At 56.1% G+C, this 26,949-nt stretch carries 25 protein-coding genes and 3 tRNA genes; 20 read left to right on the top strand and 8 right to left on the bottom strand.

Annotated features, from left to right (window positions below; all coding sequences use genetic code 11):
• Positions 1-39 precede the first annotated feature (39 nt).
• From secF to EKL30_RS16480, 3 genes are all read left to right on the top strand, one after another.
• Complete coding sequence (secF, locus tag EKL30_RS16490) at positions 40-975, top strand: protein translocase subunit SecF (RefSeq protein ID WP_126708330.1); 936 nt, start codon at positions 40-42, stop codon at positions 973-975.
• A 712-nt stretch (positions 976-1,687) separates the two neighbouring features.
• Positions 1,688-2,095, top strand: coding sequence for an SRPBCC family protein (locus EKL30_RS16485; RefSeq protein ID WP_126708329.1), 408 nt, complete (start codon positions 1,688-1,690; stop codon positions 2,093-2,095).
• Positions 2,096-2,747: 652 nt separating this feature from the next.
• Complete coding sequence (locus tag EKL30_RS16480; RefSeq protein WP_126708328.1) at positions 2,748-3,455, top strand: TerC family protein; 708 nt, start codon at positions 2,748-2,750, stop codon at positions 3,453-3,455.
• Between the two features lie 268 nt (positions 3,456-3,723).
• On the opposite strand, the gene EKL30_RS16475 is transcribed toward EKL30_RS16480, so the two are convergent.
• Positions 3,724-4,239, bottom strand: a complete 516-nt coding sequence (locus tag EKL30_RS16475) for a nuclear transport factor 2 family protein (protein ID WP_233583196.1) — start codon at positions 4,237-4,239, stop codon at positions 3,724-3,726.
• A 424-nt stretch (positions 4,240-4,663) separates the two neighbouring features.
• Here EKL30_RS16475 and miaB point away from each other — a divergent pair, with 424 nt between their 5' ends.
• From miaB to lnt, 5 genes are all read left to right on the top strand, one after another.
• The gene (miaB, locus tag EKL30_RS16470; RefSeq protein ID WP_126708327.1) at positions 4,664-6,193 is read left to right on the top strand and encodes a tRNA (N6-isopentenyl adenosine(37)-C2)-methylthiotransferase MiaB; all 1,530 of its coding nucleotides are present in this window, start codon (positions 4,664-4,666) and stop codon (positions 6,191-6,193) included.
• Entirely contained in the window at positions 6,190-7,203 is a 1,014-nt protein-coding gene (locus tag EKL30_RS16465; RefSeq protein ID WP_126708326.1) for a PhoH family protein, read from the top strand. Before miaB ends, EKL30_RS16465 begins: the two co-directional genes overlap by 4 nt.
• A complete protein-coding gene (gene ybeY / locus EKL30_RS16460) occupies positions 7,193-7,735 on the top strand; it encodes an rRNA maturation RNase YbeY (protein WP_126708381.1) in 543 nt (180 codons plus the stop codon). The genes EKL30_RS16465 and ybeY overlap by 11 nt, the downstream gene beginning before the upstream one ends.
• Positions 7,736-7,799: 64 nt before the next feature.
• Complete coding sequence (locus EKL30_RS16455; protein ID WP_126708325.1) at positions 7,800-8,687, top strand: HlyC/CorC family transporter; 888 nt, start codon at positions 7,800-7,802, stop codon at positions 8,685-8,687.
• A 67-nt stretch (positions 8,688-8,754) separates the two neighbouring features.
• Entirely contained in the window at positions 8,755-10,335 is a 1,581-nt protein-coding gene (gene lnt, locus EKL30_RS16450; RefSeq protein WP_126708380.1) for an apolipoprotein N-acyltransferase, read from the top strand.
• Between the two features lie 7 nt (positions 10,336-10,342).
• On the opposite strand, the gene EKL30_RS16445 is transcribed toward lnt, so the two are convergent.
• Positions 10,343-13,225 (bottom strand): EAL domain-containing protein, encoded by a 2,883-nt coding sequence (locus EKL30_RS16445; RefSeq protein ID WP_199748594.1) that lies wholly within the window; start codon positions 13,223-13,225, stop codon positions 10,343-10,345.
• Positions 13,226-13,422: 197 nt separating this feature from the next.
• On the opposite strand from EKL30_RS16445, the gene EKL30_RS16440 reads away from it, so the two are divergent.
• From EKL30_RS16440 to EKL30_RS16430, 3 genes are all read left to right on the top strand, one after another.
• Positions 13,423-13,498: transfer RNA gene (locus tag EKL30_RS16440), tRNA-Ala, on the top strand.
• A gap of 73 nt (positions 13,499-13,571) precedes the next feature.
• Positions 13,572-13,647: transfer RNA gene (locus EKL30_RS16435), tRNA-Glu, on the top strand.
• 34 nt (positions 13,648-13,681) lie between these two features.
• Positions 13,682-13,758, top strand: a tRNA-Asp gene (locus EKL30_RS16430).
• 183 nt (positions 13,759-13,941) lie between these two features.
• On the opposite strand, the gene EKL30_RS16425 is transcribed toward EKL30_RS16430, so the two are convergent.
• Positions 13,942-14,913: a Bug family tripartite tricarboxylate transporter substrate binding protein gene (locus EKL30_RS16425; RefSeq protein WP_370246278.1), complete on the bottom strand. Its 972-nt coding sequence runs from the start codon at positions 14,911-14,913 to the stop codon at positions 13,942-13,944.
• 115 nt (positions 14,914-15,028) lie between these two features.
• On the opposite strand from EKL30_RS16425, the gene EKL30_RS16420 reads away from it, so the two are divergent.
• From EKL30_RS16420 to EKL30_RS16410, 3 genes are all read left to right on the top strand, one after another.
• A complete protein-coding gene (locus EKL30_RS16420; RefSeq protein WP_158618434.1) occupies positions 15,029-15,463 on the top strand; it encodes a DUF3293 domain-containing protein in 435 nt (144 codons plus the stop codon).
• Positions 15,464-15,658: 195 nt separating this feature from the next.
• Positions 15,659-16,660, top strand: a complete 1,002-nt coding sequence (gene bioB, locus EKL30_RS16415; RefSeq protein WP_126708322.1) for a biotin synthase BioB — start codon at positions 15,659-15,661, stop codon at positions 16,658-16,660.
• The gene (locus EKL30_RS16410) at positions 16,657-17,520 is read left to right on the top strand and encodes a DMT family transporter (RefSeq protein WP_199748596.1); all 864 of its coding nucleotides are present in this window, start codon (positions 16,657-16,659) and stop codon (positions 17,518-17,520) included. The genes bioB and EKL30_RS16410 overlap by 4 nt, the downstream gene beginning before the upstream one ends.
• A 16-nt stretch (positions 17,521-17,536) precedes the next feature.
• Here EKL30_RS16410 and EKL30_RS16405 read toward each other — a convergent pair whose 3' ends face one another.
• Together EKL30_RS16405 and EKL30_RS16400 are read right to left on the bottom strand one after the other, a co-directional pair.
• Entirely contained in the window at positions 17,537-18,841 is a 1,305-nt protein-coding gene (locus tag EKL30_RS16405) for an MFS transporter (RefSeq protein ID WP_126708320.1), read from the bottom strand.
• A gap of 22 nt (positions 18,842-18,863) precedes the next feature.
• On the bottom strand, positions 18,864-19,370 hold the full coding sequence (locus tag EKL30_RS16400) for a peroxiredoxin (protein ID WP_126708319.1): 507 nt from the start codon (positions 19,368-19,370) through the stop codon (positions 18,864-18,866).
• A gap of 225 nt (positions 19,371-19,595) precedes the next feature.
• On the opposite strand from EKL30_RS16400, the gene EKL30_RS16395 reads away from it, so the two are divergent.
• The 6 genes from EKL30_RS16395 (at position 19,596) to glp (ending at position 23,080) form a co-directional block, all read left to right on the top strand.
• Positions 19,596-19,991: a hypothetical protein gene (locus EKL30_RS16395; protein WP_126708318.1), complete on the top strand. Its 396-nt coding sequence runs from the start codon at positions 19,596-19,598 to the stop codon at positions 19,989-19,991.
• 90 nt (positions 19,992-20,081) lie between these two features.
• Positions 20,082-20,579 (top strand): cyclic pyranopterin monophosphate synthase MoaC, encoded by a 498-nt coding sequence (gene moaC / locus EKL30_RS16390; RefSeq protein WP_126708317.1) that lies wholly within the window; start codon positions 20,082-20,084, stop codon positions 20,577-20,579.
• Positions 20,560-20,811: a MoaD/ThiS family protein gene (locus EKL30_RS16385; RefSeq protein ID WP_126708316.1), complete on the top strand. Its 252-nt coding sequence runs from the start codon at positions 20,560-20,562 to the stop codon at positions 20,809-20,811. Before moaC ends, EKL30_RS16385 begins: the two co-directional genes overlap by 20 nt.
• Before the next feature lie 3 nt (positions 20,812-20,814).
• Entirely contained in the window at positions 20,815-21,282 is a 468-nt protein-coding gene (locus tag EKL30_RS16380; protein ID WP_126708315.1) for a molybdenum cofactor biosynthesis protein MoaE, read from the top strand.
• 9 nt (positions 21,283-21,291) lie between these two features.
• Positions 21,292-21,807, top strand: a complete 516-nt coding sequence (gene moaB / locus EKL30_RS16375; protein ID WP_126708314.1) for a molybdenum cofactor biosynthesis protein B — start codon at positions 21,292-21,294, stop codon at positions 21,805-21,807.
• A gap of 67 nt (positions 21,808-21,874) precedes the next feature.
• On the top strand, positions 21,875-23,080 hold the full coding sequence (glp, locus tag EKL30_RS16370; RefSeq protein WP_126708313.1) for a gephyrin-like molybdotransferase Glp: 1,206 nt from the start codon (positions 21,875-21,877) through the stop codon (positions 23,078-23,080).
• A gap of 966 nt (positions 23,081-24,046) precedes the next feature.
• Here the strand turns inward: glp and mobA are convergent.
• Genes mobA through EKL30_RS16355 form a run of 3 tightly spaced genes read right to left on the bottom strand, consistent with a single transcriptional unit; the run spans position 24,047 to position 26,919 of the window.
• Positions 24,047-24,685 (bottom strand): molybdenum cofactor guanylyltransferase MobA, encoded by a 639-nt coding sequence (gene mobA, locus EKL30_RS16365; RefSeq protein WP_126708312.1) that lies wholly within the window; start codon positions 24,683-24,685, stop codon positions 24,047-24,049.
• On the bottom strand, positions 24,682-25,788 hold the full coding sequence (moaA, locus tag EKL30_RS16360) for a GTP 3',8-cyclase MoaA (protein WP_126708311.1): 1,107 nt from the start codon (positions 25,786-25,788) through the stop codon (positions 24,682-24,684). The genes mobA and moaA overlap by 4 nt, the downstream gene beginning before the upstream one ends.
• 3 nt (positions 25,789-25,791) lie before the next feature.
• The gene (locus EKL30_RS16355) at positions 25,792-26,919 is read right to left on the bottom strand and encodes a substrate-binding domain-containing protein (protein ID WP_126708310.1); all 1,128 of its coding nucleotides are present in this window, start codon (positions 26,917-26,919) and stop codon (positions 25,792-25,794) included.
• Between the last annotated feature and the right edge of the window lie 30 nt (positions 26,920-26,949).

Raw genomic sequence — 26,949 nt, 5'->3', positions numbered from 1 at the left:
TGTGCCGCCCATTTATTAAAATTCAGGCAAGACAGAAACATGGAATTTTTCCGCATCCACCGCACCATTCCGTTCATGCGCCACGCGCTGGTGCTGAACCTGATAAGCGTTATCACGTTCGCCGCCGCCGTATTCTTTATTGCCACACGCGGCTTTCACCTGTCGATCGAGTTCACCGGGGGCACGGTGATGGAAGTCCACTATGCGCAGTCGGCACAAGTGGAAGAAATCCGCAGCGCCGTCGATAGCCTGGGATATACCGACTTCCAGGTTCAGAACTTTGGTACGTCACAAGACGTGCTGATACGTTTGCCCCTACGCGCAGGCGAGACGTCGGCAACACAAAGTGATTCGGTCTTCGGCGCCCTGAAGGCTCAGCATCCCGATGTTGAGCTGCGGCGGGTAGAGTTTGTGGGACCACAAGTCGGTCAGGAGCTGGTCAATAACGGCTTGCTCGCGCTATTGAGCGTAGTGATCGGCATCATGCTGTATTTGGGGTTTCGGTTCGAATGGAAGTTCGCCATTGCCGGCGTGGTCGCCAACCTTCACGACGTGGTGATTATCCTCGGCTTCTTTGCGTTCTTCCAATGGGAGTTTTCGCTTCCTGTGCTGGCGGGGGTTCTGGCGGTACTGGGTTATTCGGTGAACGAGTCGGTGGTTATCATGGACCGGATCCGTGAGAACTTCCGCAAGCAGCGTAAGGCTTCGGTACAGGAGGTGATCAACAGCGCCATTACGCAGACGATTTCCCGTACGGTGATCACGCACGGTTCTACGCAGATGATGGTTCTGGCGATGCTGTTTTTTGGCGGGCCTTCGCTGCACTACTTTGCCATGGCGTTGACGATCGGGATTTGGTTCGGGATTTACTCTTCGGTTTTCGTTGCCGCGGCGATTGCGATGTGGCTGGGCGTGACGCGCGAAGACATGGTGAAGACAGTGAAGAAGGACGATCCTGCGGCAGAGATTATGTAGGATTTACCGGACTATTTCGTTTTGAAGCGCCTCACTTTCAATTTAAGTGGGGCGCTTTTTATTGGGAGCGGATTTTGTGTTCTTTTTCAGGGTGTCGACTTTATTGCTTACCACCTTGACGTGTTGGGTATATTTCTTCCTTTAGCTGACGTGGCTCTTTTGTTGGGTGTAATTTGTGTTCTTAAGGCGCCGGCGGGTGCCCGGGGAGGCAATCGGCACGGCGGGCTTATATCCGCGCCTTCCTCGTCCAGGCGGGCGGCGGGCGAACTCCCTGCGCCCTGCTACGCAGGTCTCCGGTCAGACAGCGCCCACCGACATCCCCCGCCCTCCCTACGGAAGCCCGCGGCGCCCGCCTACCGCCGACTGCCTCCCCGGGCACCCGCCGGCTCGCAGTAATACGCTAGCCACGACGCTTTTGCCGGCCGAAGTTACGCTGCCGTGAAGACGTTTCTTGTCGTCGTGGCGCTGTTGCAGTGCCCTTGCGGTCCAGCCAAAGTGTTCGTAAAGTTTGCCTGACGATTAGGACTCCTGCCATCGAAATCGTTAGTCCGATGTTCAAAATTCCAGGTGGAGAATCATGGGCAAGGGGCTCGTGCGTGATCGTCCGGCTGCCACGCATTTGCGCCAAGTCCGTGAGCAAACCGCGACCTGACAATTCATTCTGGCCGACGCCGATCCGTGGCGCGGCCCTACCGAAGGGGAGTGCGAGATTATGAAGATTACCGTCGAGACAACTGTTCACGCGCCAATTGGGAGGGTGTGGCAGGCCTACACCACGCCGGACGACATTGTCCAGTGGAATGCAGCTTCCGATGACTGGCACACCACCAAATCCAGTATTGATCTTCGAGCGGGCGGTGCTTTCTCGTCCCGGATGGAAGCAAAGGACGGTAGCTTTGGATTTGACTTTGCCGGCACCTATACCAACGTAGTCCCGAATCGGCTGATCGAGTATTCCTTCGGGGACCGGGAGGCGAAAATTGAATTTACCGAAAAGCCCGAAGGCGTCGGCGTAAGGGTTTCATTTGACGCTGAATCGACCCATTCCATTGAGCAGCAGCAGGCCGGGTGGCAGGCAATTCTCGATAACTTTGCGCGCCATGTTGAAGAACGGCAGTAGTGCGCTCGAAGTTAACCCGTTGTTCAACTCGGATGGACGCTAACTGTCTTCCCGGCCTCCTTCGATTCCGTCGCCGTCCACCGCAAAGCCGGCAGACGGGTCAGGGGCCAGGGACGGCACGGCGGGCTTGTTTCCGCGCCTTCCTCGTCCAGGCGGGCGGCGGGCAAACTCGCTATGGCCCGCTACGCGGACCGTCGCTCAGACAGTGCCCGCCTTAATCCCGCCTTCCCTTCGGAAGCGCGCGGCGCCCGCCTGACCCCCGTCCCTGGCCCCTGACCCGTCTGCCGGCGTCCGAGCGATACCGAAACTGTAGGTAACCTAAGCATGGACTTTACCTTTACGTCATGTGCGAATATACTTACGTCCATCAAGGGGAGTAGCTTTCTTCCGCAGCATCGTCATTACGGCTGGCTTGCAATATTTTGCAGACTCCCGGTGCTCGGGCAACATCATCATGTTGCAAGCAAGACCTTGCCATTAAGGGCAAGGTCTATACTCCAGCGATAGCTGTGGCCTGCGTCCTTACGGATCAGGCCATTTTGCTTTGTTCAGGCTACCCTTGCTCAAACCAAGTGGTATTCAAGCAGGCCATTGCAGTCGGCCAGATCCGTTTCCCTTCGCAACTATTATCTTGATACATAAAGGGTGACTTATGCTTGAATTTTTACAGACACTAAGCTGGGCAGCGGTCTTTCAGATTATTCTGATCGACATTCTGCTTGGAGGCGACAATGCCGTCGTCATTGGGCTGGCCTGCCGAAACCTGCCGCACAAGCAACGCATGCAGGGAATTTTATGGGGCACGGCTGGCGCTATCGGTTTGCGGGTAGCCTTGATCGCCTTTGCATTGACGCTGCTCAGCGTGCCGTTCCTGAAGATCATTGGCGCGCTACTGCTGGTATGGGTCGGTATCAAACTGCTGATTCCGGAAGACGATGCGCATGGCAAAATCAGCGGCAGCGCATCCATTCTGTCCGCAGTCAAAACCATCATCGTGGCCGATTTCGTCATGAGCCTGGACAACGTCCTTGCCATTGCAGGCGCCGCCCAAGGAGCAAATCCGGATCATCAATTGGGCTTGGTCATCTTCGGCTTAGTGATTAGCGTACCCATCATCATCTGGGGCAGCACCCTGGTGCTGAAATTGATCGATCGCTTTCCCAGCGTCGTCACGTTAGGCGCAGCGCTGTTGGGCTGGATAGCAGGCGGAATGCTCATCACCGATATCGTCATCGTCGAACAATTCGGCGAGCCTTCCGGCACGTTGAAGTTTGCGGCTGAAGTTATCGGGGCTCTGCTTATTGTGTTGGTCGGCCGCTGGTGCGCGAAACGCAAGCATGCCGCCATGGCCAGCGCGTAACTGAAACGACGTCGCCTAGCAGCACGATCAGAGTGGGGTGCCCCACTCTGATCTGTACATCGATAATCCCTATCTGATCACGGCCAAAAAAGTTGGCCACCGCCTTAGTGACCATATCCTGCGACCAGCGTGTGGCCAATGCCGTTCGAGACTTAGAGCAACAAGTAAAACTGACCGCCCCCCTCTTGACTGCGTTCGCGTTAACGAGCCAAGCGGCCGGCAGCGACTCGATTGTTCTTGGTGAACGCGTTTCTGGGCTTCTGTCCGTTCACCTCTCGATGATCTTCCAGTAGGAGTCCTTCTTGGCGATCTTGCCGTTGCGAAACTCGAGAAGGTCGACGCCACGAACACGGATTAACTCGCCTGTCTTGGTAGTGCCGCTGAGCAACCAGGTTGAGACGCCAAGGTTACCCGCCACCCAGTGCCTGTCCTCACCATAGTGAACGTCAGGGATGCCCACAAAGCGAGTAGCGAGGCCCTCTCGCACTGCTGCCTTGCCGACGTAGCGGGTGCCGCCAGGCTCTTTGCCTCGAGGCATGCATAACTCACAGTCATCGGAGAAGAAGCTCATGATCGCATCGAGATCGTGCTTATTAAATGCAGCGAGGAATTCTTCCAAGGTCGGAATCGTGACATTTTCGCGCATTACTCCTCCTCGTTGAGCTCCGGACTTCCGTCCAGCATACTCGTACCAGAGCGAGAATGAGGGACTGGCCGTTAAGCGGCTGCCATCCTCATTAAAAACGATATCTACGCCACCGTTGTCGATTTTCTCGCCATTCATGCTAAAGCCGGCAGCTGGGTCCGGGGCCAGGGACGGCGGTTAGGCGGGCGCCGCGGGCTTCCGAAGGGAAGGCGGGATTCAGGCGGGCACTGTCTGAGCGACGGTCCGCATAGCGGACCATAGCGAGTTTGCCCGCCGCCCGCCTGGACGAGGAAGGCGCGGAAACGAGCCCGCCGTGCCGTCCCTGGCCCCGGACCCAGCTGCCGGCGTTCGTCAGATACCAAAATCGCCGCGCACAAAGTCGCCGCATCCAAAATTCCATACCAAAATTAATGGAAATCAAATTACCCAATATCAAAAGCGTCCCGCCACATAAATCGTCAGCGAACGCCGCCAACGTTCCGTAACGACCCAGCAACGATAACGGTACAATGGCTTTTTTACTTACTTGCCCGCGGGATATACACCCGTCACGGCTTAAATCATGCAAGAAACCACCATCAAGCGCAATGCCGCTGCATCGTCGACCGCCGCCGCTCCTACAGTCCGCATCATCTCGTCCCAACTGCTGATTCCGACCGAGCCAGACGCTCCGCAACATTCGAGCGAGACTACCGCCCCCGAACTATCGATTCAGCCTGCCGAACCGTCCGCCGCGAAGACACGCAAATTATTCATCCGCACCTTCGGCTGCCAGATGAACGAATACGATTCTGACAAAATGGCCGACGTCCTTCGTGAAGACCAAGGCGTCGAGATAACCGAGAATCCCGAAGAAGCCGACATCATCCTCTTCAACACCTGTTCCGTGCGTGAAAAAGCGCAGGAAAAGGTCTTCTCCGATCTGGGCCGCGTTCAGCATCTGAAACTTAGCAACCCCAATCTCGTAATTGGCGTCGGGGGCTGTGTTGCCAGCCAGGAAGGCGAAGCCATCGTCAAGCGGGCACCGTATGTCGACGTCGTGTTCGGGCCCCAGACGTTGCACCGCCTCCCCGACCTTATCGCGCGGCGCCGCTCATCCGGCCGATCGCAGGTCGACATCAGCTTTCCGGAAATCGAGAAATTCGACTCCATGCCCCCGGCTCGCGTGGATGGCCCCACCGCGTTCGTATCGATTATGGAAGGTTGCAGCAAATACTGCAGCTTCTGTGTCGTGCCCTACACCCGCGGCGCCGAAATGTCCCGACCATTCGATGATGTGCTCGTCGAAATCGCCGACTTGGCAGACCAGGGAGTAAAAGAAGTCACACTGCTGGGCCAGAACGTGAATGCGTACCGCGGCCCCATGGGCGAAGGGGCAGAAATCGCCGACTTTGCCATGCTGCTGGAGTATGTCCACGAAATCCCTGGCATCGAGCGGATTCGCTACACGACATCGCACCCCAAAGAAATGACCACACGCCTGATCGAGGCGCATGGCAATCTGACAAAACTGGTGCCATTTTTACACTTGCCTGTGCAAGCCGGCAGCGATCAAATCCTGTCAGCCATGAAGCGCGGCTATACAACGTTAGAGTTCAAATCCATCGTGCGCAGGCTGCGTGCAGCGCGCCCAGGCCTAACCCTTTCATCAGACTTCATTATCGGGTTTCCCGGAGAAACCGAAGCTGATTTCCAGAAGACCATGTCGCTGATCCGTGATGTGGGCTTCGACCAATCGTTCTCGTTCATTTATTCGCGCCGCCCGGGCACGCCCGCTGCCGATCTGCAAGACGATACGCCGAAGGACGTAAAACTGGACCGCTTGTATCGCCTTCAGGCCCTCATCAATGAGCAGGCCGCTGCCATCAGCGAGTCCATGGTTGGCACCGTACAACGCGTGCTGGTTGAAAAGCCCTCCAAGCGCGATCCCAACGAACTTTCCGGCCGCAGTGAGAACAATCGTATCGTCAATTTCGTGGGCCAGCCGCGCCTCATCGGACAAATGATAGATGTGCGTATCGTGCAAACCATGACGAACACACTAAAGGGTGAAGTCGTCACACTCGACCGGCAGACCGGAGAGCGCGCATGAGCAGGGGCGCCCATGCCAAAGGTCCAGTGAATGTCAGGCTCGACGGAGACAACACACACTTGGCCAATCTCTGCGGCCCCCTTGATGAAAACCTGCGTCAGATTGCGGAGGGTTGGAACGTAACCCTTAATCGACGGGGCGATCACGTAAAAATCGCGGGCGACAAGGCCAAAGCGGCGGCCCGAGCGCTTGAATGGTTTCATCGCAAAGCGGTACACAAAGCCTTGTCGATAGACGATATTCAGTTGGGGCTGGTGGAACTGGGTGCTGGCCGTCCGCAAGAGCACAAAAAAATCGAGGAGCTGGCGCCGCCCATGCCCGAGATCGCGCCGGTCGATGACCAAAGCATTAATCTGCGCACGAAGAAAACCGACCTGCGTCCGCGTACGCCGCGCCAGCGTGATTACCTTAACCAGATACTGCGCCACGACATCACCTTTGGCATCGGACCCGCTGGCACAGGAAAGACCTGGCTGGCAGTTGCCTGTGCCATCGACGCCCTGGAACGTGAAACGGTTCAGCGTCTGGTGCTCACGCGTCCGGCGGTCGAGGCCGGCGAGCGCCTGGGCTTTCTGCCGGGCGACTTGGTGCAAAAGGTGGATCCTTATCTGCGCCCTCTATATGACGCCTTATACGACCTGATGGGATACGAGCACGTACAGCGTTTGTTCGAAAAACAAACCATAGAAATTGCCCCCTTGGCGTATATGCGAGGGCGTACGCTGAACCATGCCTTCATCATTCTGGATGAAGCCCAGAACACCACGCCCGAACAGATGAAGATGTTCCTGACCCGCGTTGGCTTTGGCAGCAAGGCCGTTATCAATGGCGACCCTTCACAAGTCGACCTTCCACGCGGCCAGCTTAGCGGGCTGACCCACGCGGTAGAGGTTCTGGAATCGGTACAAGGCATTGCCACGACGCGCTTCACCAGCCGCGACGTAGTGCGCCACCCCTTGGTGGCACGTATTGTCGATGCCTACGAAAGGGCCGGCGATCATGTCGCCTGAAGCGTCCGTTCGCGGTAAAAAGCCGGTGCACAAGGAACCAGAATTGTCCTTGTCCGTGCAATATGCCATCGCTGTGCCCGAATTGCCTCGCTGGCGCCTACGCCGCTGGGCCACGCGGGCGATAAACGCCGTGGCACAAGCTTGGGACCAGGAATCCGGTGCTCAACAACGGACACAACCCTGCTTTTCGGCTGTCGTTTTGACGATTCGTCTGGTCGGTGCGGACGAAGCCCGGCAACTTAATTCCGAATTCCGCCAGCGCGACTATGCCACCAATGTTCTGACCTTCGAATACGGCGTCGATCCCTTCGGAACCGCATCGGGTGACGTCGTGCTTTGTATGCCCGTGCTGCAGCGCGAAGCGGAAGAGCAACATAAAACATTGCGGGACCATGCCGCACACTTGACGGTGCATGGTGTTCTGCATGCCTTGGGTTATGACCACATCGATGCGGACGACGCCAGTGAAATGGAAGCCCTGGAAATCGATATCCTTCGCCAGATGGGGATCGCCGACCCCTATCAGCCATAAAGCTTTCAGCCTGAAACCATAATTTCGGTTATGCTAAAACTCCCTATAACCAGTCCGATGGACAATGTCAGATCCTAGCTCACCCGATGCCGAGCCCCGCCCGGCGAAAACCCCATCCAAATCCCTGTTTGAACGCCTGACCGCGTTCATGAGGCCCTCAGAGCCCGAAGACCGCGAAGATATCAAAGCGGTCCTGGAAGCCGCCCACGATAGGCACGTGCTCGACGGCGAGTCCTACGCCATGATTTCCGGTGCCTTGGAAGTCGCCAACCAGACGGTGGCCGACATCATGGTGCCTCGATCCAAGATCGACATGCTGGACATCGGCAAGCCTTTAGCTGAAGTCCTGCCTGAAATCATCGAAACCGGGCACTCGCGGTTTCCAGTGTATGAAGATGACCGCGATAATATTGTCGGCATCCTGTTGGCCAAAGACCTATTACTGTCCATCACCAACCCGGCTATAGACTTGCGCCCTCTCGTGCGCCCGGCTGTTTTTGTCCCTGAAACAAAGCGCCTGAACGTGCTGCTGCACGATTTTCGCAGTAGCCGTAACCACCTGGCGATCGTAGTCGATGAGCATGGCGGAACGTCCGGCCTGGTCACCATGGAAGATGTCCTCGAACAAATCGTCGGAGAAATCGAAGATGAATACGACGAAGACGCCGAAAAGACCATATTTCAAACCGGCACCAACAGTTGGCGTGCCATGGGGATTACTGAAATCCCCCTATTCAACCGATGCTTCAATACCGATCTGCCCCACGATGATTACGACACGCTGGGTGGCTGGCTGGCAGCGGAACTCGGACGCATCCCTCGCCGCGGCGACAGCATCAGTCATCAGGGACTGAATATCACGGTGGTCGGAGCCGACGCCAAACGAGCCTTGTGGCTGCATATTCAACTCGACAATCCGGACCCTGTCGCGCGCCTCACCGCCAACGAGTAGACCTTTGAACCACTTCCAGAATTCGAGCAGGCAATACGCCTGCGTGCTGTTGGGCGCCATTCATGCAATGTCGTTCGCACCCGGGCCATTCCCGACTTGGCTACTGCCTTTTGTTCAGATATTCAGTCTGGCCTTCCTGGCGTTCTATGTGTTCCGTGCCGCCACAGTACGCAAGGCTGCCCTGTACGGATTCATTTTCGGCCTGGCCAACTTCGCTTTAGGGTTTTATTGGCTTTACATCAGCATGCACGAGTACGGTGGCATGGCTGCCTGGCTGGCCGGTGCTGCTGTACTGCTTCTGGCCGCTGTCGAAGCCGTTTTTATCGTGTTGGCGGCAACGGTGGCCCGGTGGATCTCGGCCCGCCATTTACAAGTTAATTGCAGCTTCGGATGGCAATTATTGATCGCTGCGGTCTGGGCCTCGTGCTGGACTCTGGCGGAATGGCTGCGTGGCACGCTCTTTACCGGCTTTCCCTGGCTCAATGTAGGCTATGCGCATGTGGAAGGCGTATTGGCCAGTTGGGCGCCCCTACTGGGCGTCTACGGCTTGGTGTGGTTCGCCAGCTTCGCCTCTGCTGCAATCGCTTTGCTGGCATGCGCTAAGGACACCACCAATGATGCCCGGGCGGCGGTTGGTGTGGGCTGCGCGATCGTGGTCGGGCTGTTGGGGATCGCGTTAGGGCACATCGACTGGTCCAAAGCGCAAGGCGACCCCATTATCGTGCGGCTGGTGCAGGGTAACGTGCCTCAGTCGGAAAAATTTGACCCGGAACTCATGCAGCAAGGGCTTGCCACCTATATGCGGCTTGCTGCCTTGCCTCCCAAGGAAGCAGACGCCTCGCCCGATCTTATCGTGCTACCCGAGACGGTCGTACCGTTATTTCAGGACCGCGTCGCCCCTCAGGTATGGCAACAATGGTTGGACATTGCTCGCGAACGCGACGCCAGAATATTAATGGGCGCTCCATTATTCGACCGCCGGGACGGCCAGGAACGCTACACCAATAGCGCCATCAGCTTCGACGCGACAACGCCGCTCGCCGCATTGATCGCGGGCATCCCGGACATGCGTTACGACAAACAGCACCTGGTTCCTTTCGGGGAGTTCGTACCGACGGGATTCAGGTGGTTCGTGGAGTCCATGCACATTCCCCTTGGGGATTTCGATCGCGGACGGGTGCGGCAAGCCCTCTTCCCGATTAAGGGACAAATGATCTCGCCGAATATTTGCTATGAAGACGTCTTTGGTGAAGAAATCATTCAGTCGGTGCGCGATAGCGAAGTCTGGGGGCCAGGCGCCACCCTACTTGTCAACATGAGCAATCTGGGCTGGTTTGGTGATTCGTGGGCATTGCGCCAGCATCTTCAGATTTCGCGCATGCGCTCACTGGAGACCGCCCGCCCCATGATACGTGCGACCAACACGGGCATGACTGCGGCCATCGACGCCAAGGGCAACATACGCGGCGTACTGAGCCCGATGACCAAAGGAGTTCTGGACGTTGAGGTCCAAGGGACGACGGGTCTCACACCCTATGTCCGTTGGGGCAACGCCCCCGTCCTCGCGTGGACCTTCCTCGTGTTAGTGCTAGGACTGTTGATGCGCCGGCGCGAGCCTGCCGCCCAAATGGCGCCTGCCAATTTGTGATCCCGGCTTACGTGACCGACACGATAATCTCGGAAAATTGCGCAGCGGGCACGGGCTGCGAAAACAGATAGCCCTGCCCATAATCACAGCCTGCCCGTCGTAGCAGCTCGCGCTGCTCGCCGGTCTCCACTCCCTCTGCAATAACCTTCAGTCCTAACCTGTGGGCCATGACGATGATGGCTTCACACAACGCCATGTCGTCCGTATCCGGGCCGAGGTTCCGCACAAACGATTGATCAATCTTGATGTAATCAATATCGAACTTTTTCAAATACGAGATGGAAGAATAGCCGGTGCCGAAGTCATCCAGCGCCACCTGTATGCCGGCATCGCGGAAAGCGAGAAGCTTGGAACTGACGTCGGCGCTGGCATCCATCAGCAATCGTTCCGTAATTTCCACCACGATGCAGTGACCCGATAAATTTAATTCCTGCAGATATTCCAACCATGCCGAATGACTCAAGCCTTCGGCCAGGAACTGTGCCGGCGAAACGTTGACGCTGACCTGGAAATCGACATGGTGTGAAACGCGCCACGCCGCTACCTGGCGCGCCGCTTCGCGAAACACCCAATCCCCGATACTGACAATCATGCCGGAGTCTTCTGCCAAGGGTATAAATTCTGCCGGACTGATCAAACCAAGGGTGGGATGCATCCATCGGATAAGCGCTTCGGCCTTGCAGACACGCCCTGTGCTAAGTTCGACCACCGGCTGATAATGCAGCATAAACTCCTGCCTGCCCAACGCACCGACCAGGTCACGCAACAACTGACGCCGGCTATGCGCATGCTGCTGCATGATTGGCGTGAAGTAACAGAACTGGTTACGGCCTTTTCCCTTGGCTGCGTACATTGCCAGATCGGCATTTTTCAATAATTCGTGCACGTTGGTGCCGTCTTCAGGATAAAAGGTCACGCCGATGCTAGTCGAAATGCTGGCTACTTCGTCGCCCAAATAATAGGGCTGAGCCAGAGCCACCAAGGCATGTTGGCAAATACGATACGCGACATCCTGGTCCTGGAGCTCGCCCACAATGATGGTGAACTCGTCGCCCCCCAGCCGCGCCACCGTATCGGTTGCCCGCACACAGCCGCTGAGGCGTTTTGCGACCTGTTTAAGCAACTCATCGCCCACGCCATGGCCCAACGTATCATTGACGTCCTTGAAGAAGTCCAGGTCGAGGAAAACCAGCGCCATGGGCAGACCGGAGCGGTTGGCACGAGCGATGGCCCGTTCCAACCTGTCGTGGAACAATTGCCGGTTCGGCAGTCCTGTCAGATGATCGTAGTTGGCCTGGCGCCAGATAAAAGCGTCGGATTGTTTTTTCTTCGTTATGTCCGAGAACAACCCAACGCGGCAGTGGACAGAGCCGTCGTCGTCATAGGAAGTATTGATCGTAAGTCGCTCAGCGTATTCTTCGCCATTCTTACGACGGTTCCAAATATCGCCTTGCCACTTTCCCGTGTTATCCAACGAATGCCACATGGCCTCGTAGAACGCCCTATCGTGACGGCCGGAACTCAGTATGCTTAGTTTTGCCCCGATTGTTTCCTCGGGACCATAGCCAGTGATGGCAGAAAATGCGGGGTTTACATTAATGATGCAGCCATCCGGATCGGTGACCACCATGGCCTCGCTGCTGTTTTGATAAACCAGTGACGCCATGCGCGCCGAGGCTTCCATCGCTTTGCGTGCTGTTATATCGAGCGCGATCCCCATGGTGACTGCCTTGCCGTCCAGCAGCATTTTAGAGCCGAAGATTTCAATATTGATCGCCGAGCCGTCTTTGCGGACCCCTCGCCGCTCGTGCCGTACATGCGGAACTTGATTCTCCAATCGCTGGCGCACGCTCTCCCTGACCTTTGGGCGATCTTCTTCAAAGAAAATGTCATATGCGCCGACCGATGACATCATCTCGTCGCGTTCATAAAGGAACATCTCGGCCATTGTCGCGTTGACGAAACGAAAGTGGTCATCCTGCACAATGTATAAGCCCACCATCGTGTTTTCAGCCATGCCGCGGAACATTGCCTCGGCCTGCTGCAAGCTTCGCCGGTCCTGTTCTATGTGTGCCACCAACTGGTCGATTCGTTGTGTCGAATCGTTAAACGCAAGCGCAAGCTGCCCCATCTCGTCCGCCGCGCGATAGCTGACTCGCGCCTTATAGTTTCCCGCGGCAAGTTCCTGGCAATGCCTGGACAATTGGCGCAACGGGATCACCATTTGCCTACGCGCTGCCGCGAGGGTCGCCAGCAAAACCAGTGCGTCGGCAAGCAGCAGACCGTACATCTTCAGCAGCGCCCGTCGTTGCGCAGAGTGAGTTTCATTGATGATAGACCCGACAAGTGCTTCGGCATTTTCCAGCACAGTGATCGAGCCCGCAGCGATCCGTTGTTGCAAGGCTGTGTGATCTTCGGGCGGCTCGAGTTCGGTGCCCCCTGGCGGCGTGGTTACTGCCAGCAGCGCATGGACGCTGGTGCGGTAGTTGGCCCAATTCGTCTTAAGCGCCCCAATCAGCACACCATGATCGATGGGCAATTGATGCACTTCGAGCCCAAAAACGGTGCCTCCTTGTGCCAACGCGTTCAACGCCGTATCGAACTCTTCCATGCTTCGCCAGATATCGCTTTGGCCCCCGGTTTGCCGGATCGATAGATTGACACTTTCAAACGCAATTTTCTGGCTCAGCATGCGCAGCTTACCCGCCACGTTTACCGTCGCGGCCACGCCGTTGAAATCGTGCATCAACCCCTTGACCACGATGATGTTGGAGCCCGCCAATAACAACACCACCAAAAATATGGCGCCTATCTTTTGACCGATGGTAAGCCTGATCCCGAGCCGCCTGTTCAACAAAGCTTTGGTATGTGGAGATGTCTCGCGAGGCATAATTTTCTGGGAATTGAGTTCATAGTCACGTCAGTGGAACCGTAGCCGTGCAAAGTGTAGGGACTGGCATTATATTGGCGCCTCGAGAGAAAGATAGTCTTGATGGAAATCAATTATTCTCAGGCCAGAACGCGACTGACTTGCACACTTAAAAAATATAGTGCATAATCTCGCTTCTTCGTTAGGCAAGCCAGTACGGGGGTATAGCTCAGCTGGGAGAGCGCTTGCATGGCATGCAAGAGGTCAGCGGTTCGATCCCGCTTACCTCCACCAGTCTACCGAAGAAAAAGCAGTACAGCAGGAACTGTGTGTTTTATATGCTATAATGCGCAGCTTGCTTTGTCCGGTCCCCATCGTCTAGAGGCCTAGGACACCACCCTTTCACGGTGGGTACAGGGGTTCGAATCCCCTTGGGGACGCCAGGCTTTTTTGCTGGCAACAGTAGTACACCGCTGCGGAGCGGTAGTTCAGTTGGTTAGAATACCGGCCTGTCACGCCGGGGGTCGCGGGTTCGAGTCCCGTCCGCTCCGCCACAAGATTAAAAAGCCCTGTAATTTCACGATTACAGGGCTTTTGTTATTGGCGCCGTGCTTATGCGGCAAAATGGCCGCTGGTCAGGGGCTATGTTTCATAGCCCTCCCCACGATGCATATATAAGCAGAAAACAAGCTGCCGGACTTGCTGCCGGCAGATCCATGCGCGTCAGGATTGCCTTTTCAATCGACAGCTGCTCCCGACTGCTTTACCGCCTTACCCCATTTGTCGACCTCGGTAGTGATGAAGTCTTTTCCTTCGGACAAAGTCAAAGGCATGGCGCGAGCACCACGACTCTGAAACGTCTCTTTTACGGACGGCGACTTCAGTATGTCTACCACTTGTTTGTTCAGAAACTCGACAACATCAGCAGGCGTGCCCGCAGGCGCCAATAATACCGCCCAGCCAACTGCCTCGAATCCAGGATACCCGGATTCAGCTACCGTCGGCACAGCGGGCAGCTGGTCAATGCGCTCACTGGTGGTTACGGCCAATGCAATAGCGTCGCCAGTCTTGATATGAGGTAGGGCCGACGTTACGGAGTCCACCATCAACGGCACATGATTACCCAGAAAGTCGGCCTGAGCCGGACCGCTACCCTTATAGGGGATATGCTGCATGGAGATATCCGCAGCGCTTTTGAACATTTCTCCGGAGAGATGTTGCGTTCCTCCGATGCCCGCACTGGCGTACGCAAGCTTTTCCGGATCGGCCTTGGCTTGCTCTACCAATTGCTTCAGCGTCGTGATGCCGGACTTGGGATTTGAAAGAAATACTAGCGGAACGGCAAAAATGCCGCTTACGGGAATGAAGTCATCGGTAAGCGAATAACCGGCGTTCTTGTAGAGCGTCTGATTCACCGCCGCTGCGCTTCCGCCCACAACCAAGGTATACCCGTCCGGCTTCGCGCGGGCGACATACTTCATTCCGATATTGCTACCGGCGCCGGCCTTGTTTTCCACCACCACAGGCTGGCTGACAGCAATGGCGAGTTTTTGAGCCAGTTCGCGCGCGAAGATATCGGTTGCCTGCCCCGGGGGAAAAGGCACAATAAGCGTAATCGGACGGTCGGGATAGCTGGCCATGGCCAGCCCGCTTATGCTGCATAACATCAGCGAAATCAAGGACCTATTAACTAAGCGCGGCAATTTCATGTGGGTGTTCTCGTTTAACGATTTAATTAAGCCGGATAAATCCGGCAGGTATGCTTGGCCGCTACTATACCAAGGCTATAGAATTCGCTTTAGGCGTTTTGTTACCAAGGAATATATGCCCGCAACGGTACCCCGTTCCATTATCAACGCATTCCAGCACGCCCATTACAACGTATTTGCGCCCGGCAATCACTTTACCGCGCACATCGGAAAACGCTGCGACGCGCTGGCCAGCCTGATGGCGGATTACGGAAAAAACACGGTCTCTATCCTGACCGCCTACAACCCCGATGCCAAGACCGGCGACATCGATCAGAACCGGCACGCTCAACAAGCGTTATTCGAAGAAATCCATAAACTTGGGGCGCCCTGCTTCTCTGGACAAAACCGGGCAGCAAACGGAGACGGGCCCGCGGAACCGACTTGGGTCGTGCTGGGACTTAGCCGCGAGCAGGCGAAAAATCTGGCGCAACGATTCAGACAACTGGCATTTGTATTTTCGGACGAATGCGCTAAACCTGAATTGGTCTGGACCCACGTGCGCATGTAACATTTAGGCACAATGTCACACCAGCGGCCAATAAGCCAGCCCTTACCCTTTGGTTTATGCGAATTGCGAGATTATGCCGCCTTTAAGCGCTAAGTTCCATCAACTACGCTACATCATGCGCTAAAGCGGTCCTTGCCGTTCCATTAGGGCGCGCCTATCATAAGCGGCTTCTTCATCTGACCTCTTAGCAACGATATGCTCACCACCCAGGTAAGCCGGAACGCCGGCAGTCATACAGATTCCCAGGCCACCGTCGCCTGGAGCGTGCAAGCAATAGTAGAACTTTACGAACTGCCGTTCATGGACCTCGTGCTTAGAGCGCAGGCCGAACATCGCCAACATCACGAACCGAATACGGTTCAGCTTTCAAGCCTGCTATCCATCAAGACGGGTGGCTGCCCAGAAGACTGCTCCTACTGTCCACAATCAGCGCGTTACGATACACCGGTCGAGAAGGATGCCCTGATGCCCCTGCAAGAGGTTCTGGAAGCGGCCAAACAGGCTAAAGCCAGTGGTGCACAGCGCTTTTGCATGGGCGCCGCCTGGCGTTCACCCACCGCCCGCCAGCTTGATGCGGTCATGGAAATGATCTCCGCCGTCAAGGGATTGGGCCTGGAAACGTGTGTCACCCTTGGAATGCTCAAAGACGGACAGGCGCAAGAACTTCGGGATGCAGGGCTAGACTATTACAACCACAACCTGGACACCTCGCCCGAGTTCTACGGCAGCATTATCTCGACGCGCACTTATCAGGATCGCCTGGATACCCTTGAGCGGGTACGACAAGCAGGCATCAACGTGTGTTGCGGAGGTATTGTCGGATTGGGCGAATCGCGTCGCGAACGCGCGGGCCTGATCGCCCAACTTGCCAACCTGACCCCCTACCCCGAGTCCGTACCGGTGAACAATTTGGTGAAGGTAGCCGGCACGCCGTTAAGCGATACACCGGATGTAGACCCTTTCGAGTTCGTGCGCACCATAGCAGTAGCCCGTATCACCATGCCCAAAGCCGTCGTGCGCTTATCGGCGGGGCGCGAGGAGATGAATGACGCGTTGCAAGCGCTATGCTTCCTGGCGGGTGCCAATTCCATATTCTATGGCGACATGTTGCTGACCACCGGCAACCCTCAGGTAATGAAAGATAAAGCACTGTTTGACCGCTTGGGCCTGACCCAGCCTGCCGACCATAGCCACTGACTAAGGCTTTTATGTATACCCTGATTGCCAGTGTGGCCTGTAGCGTTGCGGTGTCAATTCTGCTTAAGATGGCCCGTCGCAGAAACATACAGATTGATCAAGCCATCGCCGTCAATTATGTGGTCGCGGCCAGCCTGTGCCTAGTTATTTTCCAACCCCATCCGGCGTCCCTGTTGACTCCTGCTACGCCATGGTGGATCTTGATCGCCCTTGGGGTGATGCTACCGACTATCTTTCTGGCTATGGCCGGGGCGGTTCGCCATGCAGGCATTGTGTTAAGCGATGCGGCGCAGCGACTTTCCCTGTTTATCCCGTTGCTGGCGGCGTTTGTACTGTTCGGCGAAACCTTGTCGCTTAATAAACTTGCTGGAATCGGCGTGGCAATCGTCGCGTTGATCTGTCTTTTGATTCGTCCAAGGCAAGCCGAAGCAGGCAACGATACCCGCAGCACGGTATTGCTACTATTGTCTGTTTGGACCGGGTATGGCGCTATAGACGTTTTGTTCAAGCAATTGTCAAAAAGCGGCGCGGCTTTTTCAAGCAGCCTTTTTGTCGCCTTCACCTTGGCCGGCGTGCTGATATTCTTATATCTAATCGCACGGCGCAGCGTTTGGGCAAAACGTAATATTATTGCCGGGCTGGTATTGGGCACACTGAATTTCGGCAACATCTACTTTTACATTCGTGCGCATCAGGTATTTCCGCAGAACCCCACGCTTGTCTTTTCGGCCATGAATATTGGCGTAATATCCCTGGGTACCCTGGTGGGCGCGGGACTCTTTAAAGAAAAGCTGCTGTGGACCAATGTGTTAGGCATCGTCCTTGCCATTACGGCAATCGTCCTGCTTATCCCCAAATAAAAATAAACGACAGTACCTACGACGCCGGCACTACCTCGTCATCTTGGGGGGCCGGTTCATCGACCGATTCGAACGACAGGTCGCTTTCCAGATCCACACGCGGATCCAGGGCAGCGACCACATTGGACGCCTGCAAACTGTCGGACATCGGCACAAAATGCGTCGGGGCATCTTCGCTAAGATTGACGCCGCTGACGCTCTGCGGACGAACAAATATCACCAGTATGGCGGCACAAGCCGATACGAAAACAAAATAAACGCTTGGATTCAGTTCACGCATCAACAGGCCGGCGATCAAGGGGCCCACGCAGGCGCCCAAGCCATAGACCATATACAAAATAGCGCTTAAGCCCACGCGTCGCTCAGGGTCGACGTTATCGTTGGCAAACGCCGCCCCCAGCGGGTAAAGGGTGAACTGGAGAATCCCAAATGCGCAAGAGAACAGCAATAAGGCCCAGAAAGGGAAGGTCCACCATCCCCATAAGGGAATCGAAATCAAGGTAAGCACCAGCGCACTGACTCGTATCAGCCGTACTCGGTCGATGCGATCGGCAAGCCACCCCACGGGCCACTGAAAAAGCAGTCCCGATGCCACGGCAGCAGCCAGGAAGACGGCGACCTGGTCGCTGGATAGGCCCTGCTTTATGGCGTAGACCGGCGCCAGACCGTAAAACGCACCAATAATGGTTCCGGCGACGAAGAGCACCGTCAACGATAACGGTACTCGGGACACATAGTATTTAATATGGATGGGCGCGGGCACTTGCACAGCAGGATGAGAAAGCCGTGTCATGGCGACGGGCACCAGGCACAATGCCGAACATATCGCCACAAAGATAAGTGGCTGGTAATTCAGGGTAGGAAACAAGGTAAGCGCGAGCTGGCCCAACACCGTTCCGAGACTGGAACTGACCATATAGAAGCCGAAGACTCGGCCACGTTGATGATTTTCGGTCTGTTCGTTAAGCCAACTTTCCAGCGCCATGAACTGCGTCACCATGGCAATACCCGCCGCAAAACGAAACGCCAGCCAGACCCATAAATTGTCCACCAGCGCCAGAGCAAGAACCGTAATAACAACGATAGCGCCGGTCGCCGAGTACGCACGTATATGGCCCACCCGAATGATCAATTTATGACCGATACGGGCACCAAATACCAGGCCCAAGTAGTAGACGGCGATCAGTGCGCCAATCCAGACCTCTGATACTGATTCGGCCGTTAACCGTAGACTAAGATAAGTATTAAAGAGCCCCGACCCGACCAACAACAGCAACGTCGCCAGATAAAGTGAGGAAAATGCAGCGACCATCTTTACCATGTGAAATCGGGGCTCCGTACAACTATCCTACTTGATTCAATATCGTCTTGGCGTCGCTCACTTCGAACTGACCGCCTTGTTCTACATTCAGCTGCTTCACGACACCGTCTACCAGCAAGGCGGAATAGCGTTGCGAACGCACGCCCATGCCTCGCGCGGTTAAATCGAGCTCTAGACCCAACTGCTTCGTCCAGGCAGCACTTCCGTCGGCCAACATGCGCACGCGACCGTCAACGCGCTGATCACGGCCCCACGCACCCATAACGAAAGGATCGTTCACGGCAACGCACCAGATCTCGTCTACCCCCTTGGCTTTTAACTGATCGGCCAGTTCAACAAAGCCGGGCAGATGCTTGGCCGAGCACGTAGGTGTGAAGGCCCCTGGAACAGCAAAAAGAGCAATGGTCTTGCCCTTGACCTGATCTGCCACCTGGAAATTGTTGGGGCCGATGGCACATGTTTCGGTGGCCGTTTCAATGAATTCAGCCAAAGTACCATCTGGTACACGATCACCGATTTGAATAGACATACGCGTTCTCCGATATTGTTTGCGGGAAGCGCGGCGCCGACGCGGCGCCGCAGGAACTGCCATCATACGCTGGACACGAGTCAATTATGCCGCACTTGAATATGTACATTTCGAAAGTGTCTTGATTCGTATGCACTTTGTAACCTTATCGCGCCCCGACCTGTGGCATTCTTTGCCAATAATGAATGCCGGCCTGAATAAACGACTACAACACAGGAGGAGACCTTGATACTGCCCAAATTATCTGGTGCGCTTATTGGCATGTCCTTGCTCGGAAGCGCCTATGCCGCGTCGATTCTCGAGCGAAGGATCTCTTTGAACCAGTGGGTGTTAATGTGTGGCGCAGCCAACGGAGCGGCCGAAGCGATCGGTGCAACCAGACAAGACTGCGATAGCCACCGTAGGACAACTCAAAAGCATCTCACCCGTTACGCCACCGAACACGGCGCCACATTAAGCGATTTCGACGCGCTGTTTGATACCGGACGCGTCGAGGGCAAGACGCTCGTTGCGTCGCGTCTGTTGCGCCAGAACGGCAGGCTTGCAATGCTCATGCAAGGCTTTCAACGCGACAAGAGCATTCCCTACCATGACGTTGAAAAAGCCCTGAGCAGCTGTTAACACCGCCGCGTGACGGTTCCGCTTTTTGGTGCTCTGTGCATGCGAATACGTATATCATAGGACTACTATCAGGTCCTATGGTATATCGCAATGAGCAACACCACAAAAGACGAAGGCGTACTTAGCCACCTTGACGAAGCTGGCCAAATTCGCATGGTCGACGTTAGCGGCAAAGCCTCTAATCTTCGCACCGCCATTGCAGAGGGTCGTGTAAGCATGAGCGCCTCGGCCTACCAATTGTTGTCAGCCCGAGAAAACGCTAAAGGCGAAGTTCTCAACACGGCGCGCCTGGCAGGGGTGCTGGCCGCAAAGCGTTGCGCCGAGCTTATCCCCTTATGCCACACGCTTCCCCTTAGCTTTGTGGGAATAGAATTTTTCCCGGATGACGCCGCCCACAGCATTACCGTGCGAACGACTTGCCGCAGCGACTACAAAACCGGGGTCGAGATGGAAGCAATGGTGGCATGCAGCATTGCTGCCCTGACCATCTACGATATGTGCAAGGCGGCCGACAAGGGCATCATCCTGGAACAGATACGCCTGCGCTACAAATCAGGAGGTAAAAGTGGTGAATGGCACAACGATTAAAGTTCTGTATTTCGCGCAGGTCGCCGAACTGACAAAAACGCGCGAAGAACAGTGGCCGCTTGCACAGGCACTGTCCTGTGCAGAATGGCTTGCGCAGCTTGAATCGCGCTATCCGCAGCTCGCCCCGGTTAAACGGCTGAAACTGGCCATCAACCAATATCATGTCGGGCACCACAGCGTGATAAACCCCGGCGATGAAGTAGCCGTCTTCGAACCTGTCACCGGAGGGTAAGACATGGTCGTCATACAAGAAGCCGACTTTGATGTCGCGACCCTGCTGACCGAACTACGTGCCGCATCGGGGAGCCAAAGCGGAGCCATCGTCACCTTTACTGGGTACGTTCGCGATTACGCCAAGAACGCGAACACGCAATCCTTGTTCCTTGACCACTATCCCGGCATGTGCGAGCGCGAGATCGAAGCGCTGTGTGTCACGGCCCGATCGCGCTGGGACGTACTGGACTGCACGGTGGTGCATCGAGTTGGCGAACTGCAGCTAAAAGATCAAATCGTATTTGTCGGCGTCGCCAGCACACATCGCGGCGATGCTTTTGCCGCATGCGAATTTCTGATTGATGCATTGAAAACCCGTGCTCCGTTCTGGAAACGCGAAACCTTGACCAGCGGGGAACAATTCTGGGTGCAACAGCGCGATAGCGATGTCAGCAAGACCGATAAATGGGACGAGCCGTCCGCCGCCTGAAGAAAAATCATGAGCAAAGCCGATACAAGCAAACCAGCCGTTTCCTTATCATGTGCGGTACTGACCATTTCCGACACTCGCGACACCAACAATGACACTTCGGGCGACTATTTGGTTGAAAGCGTGATTGCTGCCGGACACCGCTGCGAGAAACGAGGCATAAGCCAAGGCAATTTATACGAGATCCGAAAGGTCATCAGCGATTGGATTGCCGATGACGCCATACAAATCATACTAACCAATGGCGGCACAGGTTTTACACATCAGAAATCCACTGCCGAGGCAATCATTCCTTTGCTCGACCTGACGATCGCCGGTTTTGGCGAACTGTTCCGCCAGCTGTCGTATTTGGAAATCGGCACCTCGGCCCTGCAGTCCGACGCCTTTGCGGGTTCGGCCAACAATACGCTGATCTTCTGCATGCCGGGCTCGACCAATGCCTGCAAAACCGCGTGGGAAAAAATCATCAAAGAGCAGCTCGATAGCACCCACCGACCCTGCAATTTTGGCACGCATTACGCTTAAATAAACTACGTTGCCTTGGGCGTAAAGCCCCGGCCCTCCTAACCCATCTTCTTTCGGGTGTTTCACTATGCTTGATTTTGATGTTGCTCAGTCTCGCCTTGCCGCCGCTGGCAAGCCGCCAAGCATCAGCGAAAGCTGTACGCTGGACCAGGCCCGGGGCCGTGTCCTGGCCCAAACCTTATTCGCGACCGTGGACATGCCGCCGGCAGACAATAGCGCCATGGATGGTTACGCCATTAACTATGCCGACTACACGCCTGGCAAACGCTTCCCGGTACAGCAGCGCTGCTACGCAGGCGATCCAGCGCAGCCCTTGCAAAAGGGCAATTCCATCCGCCTGTTTACAGGCAGCGTTATCCCCGAAGGCGCCGACACTGTCGTCATGCAGGAGGACGGCGCCGAAGTCGATAATGAATTCGAGATACACCGCCCACCCGCCCAGGGTTCGCATGTGCGGCCTCAAGGCGAAGACGTACATGCCGGCGACCAGATTGTTGCCAAGGGAACGCTGATACAGGCGGCCCAAATCGCTATGCTGGCCTCGCAAGGCTATGCCGAAGTCACGGTATACGCGCCATTGAAGGTTGGCATCCTGACCACGGGCGACGAACTTATCCAGCCGGGGCAACCGCGCAGCCCAGAACAAATCTATAACTCGAACGGCCCCATGCTGGCAGCCATGGTTGAAAACATGGGCGCGAAGGTCGTGCACCTGCTGCATGCGGCCGACACCGAGGAATCGCTACACTCTGCTTTTTCGACCTTATTGGCATCCTGCGATCTGGTGATTACGGTGGGCGGCGTGTCGGTGGGCGAAAAAGACCTGGTCAAGCCCGTGATCGGGCAATTGGGGGGCTCACTGGACTTATGGCGGGTGTGCATGAAACCCGGGAAACCGGTCGCGTTGGCCCATTCCGGCACTACACCGATTGTGTGCCTGCCGGGCAATCCGGTGTCGGCATTTGCGGTGTTCACCTTGCTGGTGTCGCCGTTGATCCGCACGATGCAGGGGCGTACGCAAGTGGTGCCCGATGTTCAGTATGGAAGGTTGAGCACGGACAGGAAATTCAATGACAAGCGGGATGATTTCTTGCGGGTCCGTGCTGAGTACAGTTCGGATGGGTTGAGTCGGCTATCGCCTTTTACGCAACAGGGATCAGGGATCATTAGTTCACTGCCGTGGGCAAGTGGATTCGCCCGTGTACCGGCGAATACGGTGATGCAGGGTGGCGATGTGGTGGCTTATTACGATTTCCAGCATTGGCTGGCTTGACGGGCGCCGCTTGGAGTGCCGTTACGTTTATTGGGCACGGATGACTTGAATCCGGTGCCTGCTACGATCGATTGATGCCGATGACTGCTTGAACCCGGTGGCTGTTGGTCCAGTCGACGATCCTGTGACATCGATGACTGCTTGAACCCGGTGCCTGGGGGTGGAGCCAGTCGGCTCAATGCTTCGCGGTCCCGTTGGGACTACCCGGGCGCTGGACCGAGCCCGGGCGACCGCGAACTCCCAGCGCAGTCAGTCCACTGGACTGACTGCAAGCGTGCTGGTCAAACATGCGCGGTCTTGTATCCCGGCCCGGATCCTGCGCCCGGCGCACGCATACTTCGCCCGACTAGCCCCACCCCCATGCACCTGGCATTCATGTCTTTGGTCGAACGCGGACTCTCTGTGTCGGTCTTCTCTGGTAGGTGGACCTACCGGCATGCCTACGATGCGGATACTTCGCTGAAGGACTGTGCTTTCTCATCCGTTCGCGGCTGGCCTCGGACCACAAAGCAGGCCTGGCCGCAGAAATAGATCAGGTCAGTAACGACGATTGCGCACCGCAGCGACATGCATCGCCCCAGCCATGAACCGTCATCAATCCCATACTTATGAGGCGCAGGGGGCCAGGGCAGGGTTGGCGAGAGGTTGAGCGCGCCGGGTCAGGCGCTGGCAGTGGGGATGCAAGGGCGAGCTGTGTGAGTGGGCGCTTGCCGACAGTCCAGTGGACTGTCGGCCCCACGAGTTCTCGCCCGCCCCACTGGCGGTGCCTGACCCGGGCAGTTTCGGCATCGCCGAAACCGCAGCGATCTCGAGCCGGCCCTGCCCTGGCCCCCTGCGCCTCCTTAAGAAACTGAAGACATTGAGCACCATAGAAACGTTGCATCTCATGGAAGCGGAAGCGCTGTTGCGCAATGACAGCTTATAGACAAACTCGAGCTATGAACGCATCAAGAATATCGTGAGCTTTCAGCGGCTCGTGTAATCGCCCCGACCTTGAACAAGCTCCGCTGCCCGAATTAGATCCTCGGGAGTATTGACGTTAAAAAACGCATCTTCGGAGTCCTCGAACCACACCGGCACAGCCCCATTCAACTGTTGCCACACCTGAACCTTGCGTTCGCCGGCGAGCAGAAAATCGTACAAACTCTGCAACAAACGCTGATGCACCAACATGCATAAAGGATGGACCCGTTCAGCCGTGCGGGCGTAGGCGAGGTGAGCGCCGCCAGACTCCACCGCACTTATCAACCGCGGAATCAGCTCGGCAGGCGGCAGGGGGACATCGACCGGAATCACTGCCAACCATGGCGTATCGATCCTGTTCAGTGCAGTAGCGATCCCCGCCAATGGGCCCGAATAACCACCTAGCGCCTCGTCATCCGGAACCGTTGCACCATATTCGGCATATGCGTCCAGGCAACGATTCGCGCTGATAAGAACCTGCGCAACGTGCGGAGCCAGAAAACGCTGGGCATGGGCCACCAAAGGAATTCCGTTCAGATCGAGCAAGCCCTTTTCTACCACCGGGGCATTAGTGCTGCCCTGCATGCGCCGACCCAAACCACCGGCCAGAACCAGGCCGGTCAGCGAGTCACGCGTAATCATCCCCCTATGTAGCTCATTTCGATTTTTTCCCGATTAGCCGTTTCACGGCCACGTATTTCGGAATAATGATCATCGCGTTGGGACCATATTCCGGTGAAATGCGCTGCGATAGCGGCATCGGAGGCGCCGCTGCGGACCAGCGTCCGAAGGTCATGCCCCTGCGATGCAAACAGACAAAGGAACAGCTTACCTTCCGGCGACAGGCGCGCCCGGGTACAGTCCCCGCAGAATGGCTGCGACACACTAGTGATCAAGCCTATTTCTCCGGCATTATCGCGGTAGCGCCAACGATTTGCGACCTCGCCGCGGTAAGAAGCGCTTATCGCTTCAAGCGGGAATTCCGCGGAGATCCGTTCAAGGATTTCAGCACCGCTTACGACTTCCTGAAGATTCCACCCGTTCGTCTTGCCCACATCCATGAACTCGATAAACCGCAGAATATGGCCAGAGTGGCGGAAGTGCCGCGCCATAGGCAATATTTGCTGATCGTTCAGGCCCTTGCGTACCACCATATTGACCTTTACCGGGGCCAATCCGACTCGCGCGGCTTCCTCTATTCCGTTCAGCACTGTCTTGACGCTGACGTGGCTATCGCTCATGCGTTCGAACATTTGGTCATCAAGCGCATCCAGACTTACCGTTACACGGCTAAGCCCCGCCTCTTTCAATGCCCGGGCCTTCTTAGCCAGCAACGTGCCATTCGTCGTCAGTGTTATCTCGACCGGTCGATCGTCAACGGTACGCAGACGAGACAGCATGCCAACCAGGATTTCAAGATCTCGACGTAAAAGTGGCTCGCCTCCGGTCAAGCGAATTTTCTGCACCCCCAAACCCACCGCCACACCTGCAATTCGAGCGATTTCCTCGAAGCTTAGCAGCGCACTGTGCGGCATAAATTCGTAGTTGCTGCCAAATACTTCACGCGGCATGCAGTAGGTACACCGGAAATTACAGCGATCTGTGACCGAAATACGCAGATCGTGCAGGGGTCGGCCTCGCGCGTCGCGTACCGGCCCACCGCCCCTTACAGGAAATTCAGACAGCGTTGCACCCGGCGCCAATACCGCGGGATGATGGCCTGCGTGGAAGATGACTTTGCTCATGTATTAATCATAAACTTTCTGCGATGCCGAATGTTTGCGTTTTAGCATGCCGGGCGAAAAGGCTTCTTCCATTGTTTGCACCAGACCCATGCTGTTCGCGTCATAGCCTACCAGTTGGGAAATATACTCGCGATAGCGCTCACCTCTCATCAAATCCAGAAGCCGCTGCATTCGGGTCGTATTCAACGTGTCGCGATGAACCGCGAAGAAATAGCGCTCTTTGGCCAACGGTATGAACGCCAAACCGCAACGCCACGCGGCTGTCTCGACACCGATTCCGACGTCGGCCATCCCGCTGGCAATATGCGCCGCGATGGCCATATGCGTGAACTCGCTGCTGTCAAAACCTTGAACGCGGCTGGTATCAATATTGAGCCGAGTTAGCATTAACGCAACCAGCGACCGTGTGCTAGAACCAATCTGTCGGTTGACAAAACGGACGCCAGGATTGACGAGGTCGGCTATGCAAGTAATGTTCTTGGGGTTTCCAGGCTGCACGAACATGCCTGTATTTCGCACGGCCAGATGAATCAACCTGTGCTTGTCAGGATCTAGCCATTCACTGTAGTAGTCGAGTATCGGCGATTCAAATTCCCCAATGGGAACCTGGAAACCGGCCAGGTCGCACTCGCCGTGGGTCAGCGATGCCAAGGCTTCGATCGCGGTGCGATAGCGCAGCTCAAGCGGAAGTATGTCAAGCCCATTCGCCAGCTGCATCAAGCCTTCTACCGCGAAACCATGGCTCGCATGCAAACGCAGTCGCGGCTGGCTTTCGGGATATAAACCCTCGAGTTCCTCTTGCAGTTCGGACGCCATACTTTCCAGCGTGGGCATCAAACGCGCGTCGACTCGCCGATTTGCCCACAGTAAATGCCGCCCGAAATTCGTCAATTTGGTTCCTTGGCGCCGCGACGTTTCAAGCAACGCCGCTTCGAACTCTTTTTCGGCGTTGCGCAGCAGACCCCAGCCGTGCCGGTATGACACCCCGCAAGACTTGCAGGCGCCCGCGATATGCCCGGTTGCTGCTACGGCTTCGAGCAAGCGAATGACCTCGCTGAGATCCACCACGCTTCCAGAAGGCCTTTCAAGCATCCACCGCGAGGTCAGTCGCGCCTTGAACTTTTGAGTCATTCGGGTTCCAGCCTTATCATTTATAGGTTT

Origin of the sequence: Candidimonas sp. SYP-B2681 (assembly GCF_003971065.1) — a bacterium.
Lineage (GTDB): Bacteria > Pseudomonadota > Gammaproteobacteria > Burkholderiales > Burkholderiaceae_B > Pollutimonas.
Note: the sequence above shows the minus strand (reverse complement) of the source record. Positions and strands in the feature narration are given on the sequence as shown.

Coding starts and splice junctions, on each gene's coding strand:
- secF (WP_126708330.1), top strand. CDS start 40: ATGGAATTTTTCCGCATCCACCGCACCATTCCGTTCATGCGCCACGCG.
- EKL30_RS16485 (WP_126708329.1), top strand. CDS start 1,688: ATGAAGATTACCGTCGAGACAACTGTTCACGCGCCAATTGGGAGGGTG.
- EKL30_RS16480 (WP_126708328.1), top strand. CDS start 2,748: ATGCTTGAATTTTTACAGACACTAAGCTGGGCAGCGGTCTTTCAGATT.
- EKL30_RS16475 (WP_233583196.1), bottom strand. CDS start 4,239: ATGAATGGCGAGAAAATCGACAACGGTGGCGTAGATATCGTTTTTAAT.
- miaB (WP_126708327.1), top strand. CDS start 4,664: ATGCAAGAAACCACCATCAAGCGCAATGCCGCTGCATCGTCGACCGCC.
- EKL30_RS16465 (WP_126708326.1), top strand. CDS start 6,190: ATGAGCAGGGGCGCCCATGCCAAAGGTCCAGTGAATGTCAGGCTCGAC.
- ybeY (WP_126708381.1), top strand. CDS start 7,193: ATGTCGCCTGAAGCGTCCGTTCGCGGTAAAAAGCCGGTGCACAAGGAA.
- EKL30_RS16455 (WP_126708325.1), top strand. CDS start 7,800: ATGTCAGATCCTAGCTCACCCGATGCCGAGCCCCGCCCGGCGAAAACC.
- lnt (WP_126708380.1), top strand. CDS start 8,755: ATGTCGTTCGCACCCGGGCCATTCCCGACTTGGCTACTGCCTTTTGTT.
- EKL30_RS16445 (WP_199748594.1), bottom strand. CDS start 13,225: ATGCCTCGCGAGACATCTCCACATACCAAAGCTTTGTTGAACAGGCGG.
- EKL30_RS16425 (WP_370246278.1), bottom strand. CDS start 14,913: ATGAAATTGCCGCGCTTAGTTAATAGGTCCTTGATTTCGCTGATGTTA.
- EKL30_RS16420 (WP_158618434.1), top strand. CDS start 15,029: ATGCCCGCAACGGTACCCCGTTCCATTATCAACGCATTCCAGCACGCC.
- bioB (WP_126708322.1), top strand. CDS start 15,659: ATGCTCACCACCCAGGTAAGCCGGAACGCCGGCAGTCATACAGATTCC.
- EKL30_RS16405 (WP_126708320.1), bottom strand. CDS start 18,841: ATGGTAAAGATGGTCGCTGCATTTTCCTCACTTTATCTGGCGACGTTG.
- EKL30_RS16400 (WP_126708319.1), bottom strand. CDS start 19,370: ATGTCTATTCAAATCGGTGATCGTGTACCAGATGGTACTTTGGCTGAA.
- moaC (WP_126708317.1), top strand. CDS start 20,082: ATGAGCAACACCACAAAAGACGAAGGCGTACTTAGCCACCTTGACGAA.
- EKL30_RS16380 (WP_126708315.1), top strand. CDS start 20,815: ATGGTCGTCATACAAGAAGCCGACTTTGATGTCGCGACCCTGCTGACC.
- moaB (WP_126708314.1), top strand. CDS start 21,292: ATGAGCAAAGCCGATACAAGCAAACCAGCCGTTTCCTTATCATGTGCG.
- glp (WP_126708313.1), top strand. CDS start 21,875: ATGCTTGATTTTGATGTTGCTCAGTCTCGCCTTGCCGCCGCTGGCAAG.
- mobA (WP_126708312.1), bottom strand. CDS start 24,685: ATGATTACGCGTGACTCGCTGACCGGCCTGGTTCTGGCCGGTGGTTTG.
- moaA (WP_126708311.1), bottom strand. CDS start 25,788: ATGAGCAAAGTCATCTTCCACGCAGGCCATCATCCCGCGGTATTGGCG.
- EKL30_RS16355 (WP_126708310.1), bottom strand. CDS start 26,919: ATGACTCAAAAGTTCAAGGCGCGACTGACCTCGCGGTGGATGCTTGAA.